This window comes from Isoptericola sp. NPDC060257, assembly GCF_042726645.1.
GTDB classification, from domain to species: Bacteria; Actinomycetota; Actinomycetes; order Actinomycetales; family Cellulomonadaceae; genus Isoptericola; species Isoptericola nanjingensis.
Genome location: NZ_JBHXAW010000262.1, coordinates 1 through 6,243 on the forward strand (window position 1 = coordinate 1; position 6,243 = coordinate 6,243).

The following is a 6,243-nucleotide window of genomic DNA, read 5'->3' on the forward strand; positions in this document are numbered from 1 at the left end:
GGCCCCGAGCCGTCCGGCTCGGGGCCTCTGCGCGTCCGGCGGCGGTCGGGCCTCCCGCGGGCCTACCTCGGCGAGGCCTGGTCGCGGGCGGCGACGACGCGGGCCAGCTCCGCCCGCAGCTCTTCGGTGCCGGGGTGCAGGGCGAGCGACTCCAGGTGCTGGCGCGCCTCCGCGACGCGGCCCGCCTCGAGGGCGGCCAGCACGAGCTGCCGCCCCACCTCGGGGGTGTGCTCGCGGGCCCGCCAGTGCCCGATGCCGAGACCGAGCGCCTCGGTCGGCATGCCGGCGTCCCGCAGGATCGCCAGGCCCTCGGCGAGCGCCTCGCCGCCCGGGTCGCGCTCGGCCGCGGTGGCGAGGCGGCGGGCCGCACCCTCCGGGTCGTCGGCGACGGACAGCCGGCCGAGCTCGAGCAGCGGCCGCCACCCCCGCGGATGGCCGGCGAGCTCCTCCGCGAGCGACCACACGGCGAGGTCGGCGGCGCGCTGCTGGGCGGCCTCGTCGGCCGGCGCCGTGAGCGGGTCCTCGGGGTTCGGCGACTCGGCCGCGCGCCGCCGCACGATCTCCGCGAGCGCACGGAAGGCGGGCGCGTCGTTCGGGTCGTCGGTGAGGATGGCCCGCAGCGCGTCCTCGGGCACCGTGTCCCCGTGCTCCTGCGCGGGCGACGGCCGGCGCGCCGCCACCGTCGAGGCGGAGAACGGCCGGCGCAGCAGCTGCCGGAGCCGGGGCATGAGGGCCATGGGACCGACACTATCCAATGACCCCCGTCGAAGCCGGGGGCCGCTCCGGACGCCCGGACGTTTGTGCACTCCCCACAACGACGCCCGTATCCTCGACCCATGACAAGCACCGGCACGCCGACCTCCACGAGCGACGGGACCGCCGTCCCCGAGGACGGCACGGACGGCGCACCCGTCTCCCGGGGCGAGAACGTGCAGCGCGTGCGCGAGGGCATGGGGCTGCTCACGTCGACCGCGATGCGCCGCCTCGAGGAGGTGCACTGGTACCGGCAGCTCCCGGCGGAGGACCGGTCGTACGTGGCCCTGGTCGCGCAGTCGGGCATCAACGCCTTCGTGAGCTGGTTCGCCGAGCCCACTCCCACCCCGCACGGCGTGGGCGAGATGTTCGCCGCCGCGCCGCCCGAGCTCACGCGTTCCATCTCGCTGCAGCACACGCTGCAGCTCGTCCGCCTCATGGTCGACGTCGTGGAGCAGCACTCGGACGAGATCGCCGCCCCCGGGTACGAGCGGGAGCTGCGCGAGGCGGTGCTGCGGTACTCCCGCGAGATCGCCTTCTCGGCCGCGGAGGTGTACGCCCGTGCCGCCGAGGTCCGCGGCGCCTGGGACGCCCGCCTCGAGGCCCTGGTCGTGGACGCGCTGGTGCGCGGCGACGGCGACGGCTCGCTCCGCTCGCGCGTGTCGGCGCTCGGGTGGAGCGGCCGCGGCCAGGCGCTCGTGATGGTGGGCGAGGCGACGACGCGGCTCGACGACGTCCGCACGGCCGAGCTCCGGCGGCTCGCCCGCCGCGCGGCCGGCGACGCCCTGGTCGGGATCCACGGCGACCGGCTGGTGCTCGTGCTGGGCGGCGAGGGCGACCTGGTCGCCGCCGCCACGTCCCTCCTGGACCGCTTCGGTCCCGGGCCCGTGGTGATCGGCGGCGTCGTGCCCGACGTCTCCGACGCGGCGGCGTCCGCGGCCGCCGCCCTCGCCGGGCTGGCCGCGGCACCCGCGTGGCCGCAGGCGCCGCGCCCGGTCCTCGCCGACGAGATCCTGCCGGAGCGCGTGCTGACCGGCGACGTCTCCGCACGTCGCACCCTGGTCGCCCAGGCCTACCGCCCGCTGCAGGAGGCGTCGGGCTCGGTGCTCGAGACCCTGTCCGCGTACCTGGGCACGGGCCGGTCGCTCGAGGCCGCCGCACGGCGCCTGTACGTGCACCCGAACACGGTCCGCTACCGGCTGCGGAAGGTCTCCGAGATCACCGGCTGGGACCCGCTCGACGCCCGCGAGTCGTTCGTCCTCCAGATCGCCCTCGCCCTCGGCCAGCTCGAGGGGGACCCGGGCGGCGTCTGAGCGCGTCCCACCTCTTGGAGGATTCCCACAATCGCTTTCCACGAGGTTCGTGCGCGTCGCGACGACGCACCCCCCGCGCGAGGTGACACCGTGGGCACGTGCTCGCCGTCGTCTGCCCTGGACAGGGCTCTCAGACCCCCGGGATGCTCAGCCCCTGGCTGGAGCTGCCCGGCACCGCCGACCTGCTCGACTCCTTCTCGGCCGCGGCCGGGACCGACCTCGCCCAGCACGGGACGACGTCGGACGCGGACACGATCCGCGACACCGCCGTGGCCCAGCCGCTGATCGTCTCGTCGTCGCTCCTCGCCCTGCGCGCCATCCTCGACGGACGTCCTACGACCGAGGTCGTGGACGTCACCGCGGGCCACTCGGTCGGCGAGCTCAGCGCCGCGGCCGTCGCGGGCGCGCTCGACGACGCCGGCGCCGTCGGCCTGGTCTCGCACCGCGCCCGCGCGATGGCGGAGGCCGCCGCGGCCGCGCCGTCCGGCATGAGCGCCGTCGTCGGCGGCAACCCCGACGAGGTCCTGGCCGCGATCGAGGCGGCCGGCCTGTTCCCCGCGAACGTCAACGGCGGCGGCCAGGTCGTGGCCGCCGGCGACCCGGAGCGCCTCACCGCGCTGGCCGCCGACCCGCCGACCCGCGCACGCGTCATCCCGCTGCAGGTCGCGGGCGCGTTCCACACCCCGTTCATGGAGTCGGCCCGCGTCGCCTTCGAGCAGGTCGCGACCGGCTGGCTCGCCACCGACCCGCGCCTCCCGCTGCTGTCGGACGCCGACGGGGCCACCTACGACACCCTGGCGGCCGGCTCCCACGGGCACGGCACCGCCACGGACGTCCTCGCGCGCCTCGCCGCGCAGGTCACCGCCCCGGTGCGCTGGGACCTGTGCCAGGCGACTCTCGCGGAGCGCGGCGTCACCGGCATCCTCGAGCTCGCCCCGGGCGGCGTCCTCACGGGCCTGGCCAAGCGCGCGCTCAAGGGCGTCGAGTCCGTCGCCGTGAAGTCCCCCGACGACGTCGAGGCGGCGCGCGACCTCATCGCGCGCCACTCGGTCGTGGGCGGCACGGAGGCGTCCGCGTGACCGACAGGTCCAGCGGCGCGCGCCGCGCGCTCCGCCAGGCCGAGCCGGTCCGCTTCTCGCGGATCCTGGCTGTCGCCGGCGAGCGGGGCGAGCGCGTCGTGACGAACGACGACGTCGCCGGCCCGATCGACTCCTCCGACGAGTGGATCCGCCAGCGCACCGGCATCGTCACGCGGCGGTACGCCGCCCCGGACGTCGACGTGCTCGACCTGGCCGAGGCGGCCGCCCGCAAGGCGCTCGACGCCGCCGGCCTCACCGGCGCCGACGTCGACGTGGTGATCCTGTCCACGGTGACGTACTTCCACCAGACGCCGGCGGGCGCCGCCGTCCTGGCGGAGCGCCTCGGTGCCACCCCGGCCGCCGCCTACGACGTCTCGGCCGCCTGCGCCGGGTACGCCTACGGGATCGGCCAGGCGGACGCCCTCGTGCGGTCGGGCGCCGCCCGGCACGTGCTGGTGATCGGCGCCGAGAAGATGTCCGACTTCGTCGACCCGACCGACCGCTCCATCTCGTTCCTGCTGGGCGACGGCGCGGGCGCGGCCGTCGTCGGGCCGTCGGACACCCCCGGCATCGGCCCGACGGTGTGGGGCTCGGACGGCGCGAAGTCTCAGGCCATCTCGCAGACGCGCGGCTGGTCGGACCTGCGGGCGGAGCCGACGGCCGGCTGGCCCACGCTGCGCCAGGACGGCCCGACCGTCTTCAAGTGGGCCAGCTTCCAGATGGCCCCGATCGCGGCGAAGGCGATGGCGGAAGCGGGCGTCGAGCCCGAGGACGTCCAGGTCTTCGTGCCGCACCAGGCGAACATGCGCATCATCGACCAGCTCGTCAAGCAGCTCCGGCTGCCGGACGGCGTCGTCGTCGCGCGTGACATCGCCGACACCGGCAACACGTCCGCCGCCTCGATCCCGCTCGCCACGGAACGGCTGCTCGCCGAGGGGCAGGCCCGCTCCGGCGACCTGGCCCTGCAGATCGGCTTCGGCGCCGGCCTCGTCTACGCGGCCCAGGTCGTGGTGCTGCCCTAGCCTCTGGTGCGACCCTGGCACTCGGACGCGCGACGGTCGCGCGATCGGCTGCCCGGGGTCGTGACCGACCCCCGTGGTGCGGGACAATCGCACCGCAACACCCCACGGTGCCGGACGGCCGGTACCCCGTTTCAAGGAGAGACGCACCCCATGGCTTACACCTCCCAGGAGATCCTCGAGGGCCTCGCCGAGATCGTCGCCGAGGAGACCGGTCTGCCCACGGACGCGGTCGTGTCGGAGAAGTCGTTCACGGACGACCTCGACATCGACTCGCTGTCGATGATGACGATCGTGACCCACGCCGAGGACAAGTTCGGCGTCCGCATCCCCGACGACGAGGTCAAGAACCTCACCACGGTCGGCGACGCCGTCTCGTACATCGAGGGTGCGCAGGCCGCGTGACGCCGCGGGGCGCTCGCCCCGCCGCGCGGGCGGGCCGGTGAACCCCGGCCCGCCCGGCAACCTGAACCACCCGTACCCGCTCTCACCTCAGGAGTGACCCACCCATGACTGCCGCACCCGCCTCGCGCGACGTCGTCGTCACCGGCCTCGGCGCCACCACCCCGCTCGGTGGCGACGCCCCCAGCACCTGGGCTGCCGCCCTCGCGGGAGAGTCGGGCGCGCGCACCCTCGACAACGACTGGGCGGAGAAGTACGGGATCCCCGTCACCTTCGCCGCCACCATCAAGGTCACCCCCGACCAGGTGCTGTCCCGGCCCGAGACCAAGCGCATGGACCCGTCCACGCAGTACGCGATGGTCGCCGCGCGCGAGGCCTGGCAGGACGCCGGCGCCCCCGAGGTCGACGGCGAGCGGCTCGGCGCCGTGGTCTCGTCCGGCATCGGCGGCATCTGGACCACGCTCGACGGCTGGGACACGCTCCAGGAGCGCGGCGCCCGCCGCATGCTCCCGATGACCGTCCCGATGCTCATGCCCAACTCCCCCGCGGCCTACGTGTCGCTCGAGTTCGGCGCGAAGGCCGGGGCCCACGCCCTCGTGTCAGCCTGCGCGTCGGGCGCCGAGGCGATCGGCTATGGCGTCGACATGATCCGCGCCGGCCGCGCCGACGTCGTCGTGTGCGGCGGCACCGAGGCGACGATCCACCCGATGCCGATCGCGGCCTTCGCCGCGTCCCGCACGCTGTCGCTGCGCAACGACGACCCGCAGGGCGCCTCCCGCCCGTACGACGTCGACCGGGACGGCTTCGTCATCGGCGAGGGCGCCGCGATCGTGGTGCTGGAGAGCGCCGAGCACGCGGCCGCCCGCGGGGCCCGCGTCTACGCGAAGATCGCCGGCGTCGGGCTCTCCGCCGACGCCTTCCACATCACCTCCCCGGACCCCGAGGGCACCGGGCAGGTCTCCGCGATGCGCCGTTCGCTCGAGGACGCCGGCGTCACCGCCCGCGACGTCGTGCACGTCAACGCGCACGCCACGTCGACCAAGGTCGGCGACCTCACGGAGACCGCGTCGATCCGCACCCTCATGGGCGGCGAGGCCGACCACGTGCGGCTCTCGGCCACAAAGTCCATGACGGGCCACCTGCTGGGCGGCGCCGGCGCGCTCGAGACGCTCTTCACCGTCAAGGCGGTGCACGAGCGCCTCGCCCCGCCCACGATCAACGTGGCCAACCCGGACCCCGAGCTCCAGGTGCCGCTGGTGCGGGCCACCCCGGAGAAGCTGCCCGACGGCGACATCGTCGCGCTCAACAACTCGTTCGGCTTCGGCGGCCACAACGTCGCCCTCACGGTGACGAGCGCCTGAGACGCCCGTTCCACCCCCCGACGTTCGCGCCGTCATTCGAGCAGGGTCGTTCGTCAGCTGACGGTATCGGGGCGGCTCCCCCGCCCCGATACGGACGACGAGACCGTCACCACGCCCTGTGGCACGTCACCGCCGCGGTGACCCCGGCCGCCGTGCTCGCAGCCTGCCCCGCACGGGCCCGGGGATCTGCTCTCGCTGAGCCTGCTCGCGCTGCTGCTCCTCACCGCGGGTGCGACGACGCGACGACGCGGCGACGGGCGACGCCGAAGGGCTGACCGCCCGCGGGCACGACGACGCCCCGCCACCTCGCAGGAGG

6 protein-coding genes are annotated in these 6,243 nt (G+C 75.4%); 5 read left to right on the top strand and 1 reads right to left on the bottom strand.

The features are described 5' to 3' along the window. Positions 1 to 62: 62 nt before the first annotated feature. Complete coding sequence (locus ACFWEK_RS17460) at positions 63 to 737, bottom strand: hypothetical protein (RefSeq protein WP_430545096.1); 675 nt, start codon at positions 735 to 737, stop codon at positions 63 to 65. Positions 738 to 836: 99 nt separating this feature from the next. Between ACFWEK_RS17460 and ACFWEK_RS17465 the strand changes: the two genes are divergently transcribed. The 5 genes from ACFWEK_RS17465 to ACFWEK_RS17485 all read left to right on the top strand — a co-directional run bounded on the left by ACFWEK_RS17465 (position 837) and on the right by ACFWEK_RS17485 (position 5,927). Next, complete coding sequence (locus ACFWEK_RS17465) at positions 837 to 2,066, top strand: PucR family transcriptional regulator (protein WP_430545095.1); 1,230 nt, start codon at positions 837 to 839, stop codon at positions 2,064 to 2,066. Between the two features lie 98 nt (positions 2,067 to 2,164). After that, positions 2,165 to 3,145 (top strand): ACP S-malonyltransferase, encoded by a 981-nt coding sequence (locus ACFWEK_RS17470; protein WP_430554846.1) that lies wholly within the window; start codon positions 2,165 to 2,167, stop codon positions 3,143 to 3,145. Next, positions 3,142 to 4,167 (top strand): beta-ketoacyl-ACP synthase III, encoded by a 1,026-nt coding sequence (locus ACFWEK_RS17475; protein ID WP_430554847.1) that lies wholly within the window; start codon positions 3,142 to 3,144, stop codon positions 4,165 to 4,167. The genes ACFWEK_RS17470 and ACFWEK_RS17475 overlap by 4 nt, the downstream gene beginning before the upstream one ends. Positions 4,168 to 4,317: 150 nt before the next feature. Then, complete coding sequence (locus ACFWEK_RS17480) at positions 4,318 to 4,569, top strand: acyl carrier protein (protein ID WP_079574895.1); 252 nt, start codon at positions 4,318 to 4,320, stop codon at positions 4,567 to 4,569. Between the two features lie 104 nt (positions 4,570 to 4,673). Continuing rightward, positions 4,674 to 5,927, top strand: coding sequence for a beta-ketoacyl-[acyl-carrier-protein] synthase family protein (locus tag ACFWEK_RS17485; protein WP_430545092.1), 1,254 nt, complete (start codon positions 4,674 to 4,676; stop codon positions 5,925 to 5,927). Positions 5,928 to 6,243 lie beyond the last annotated feature (316 nt).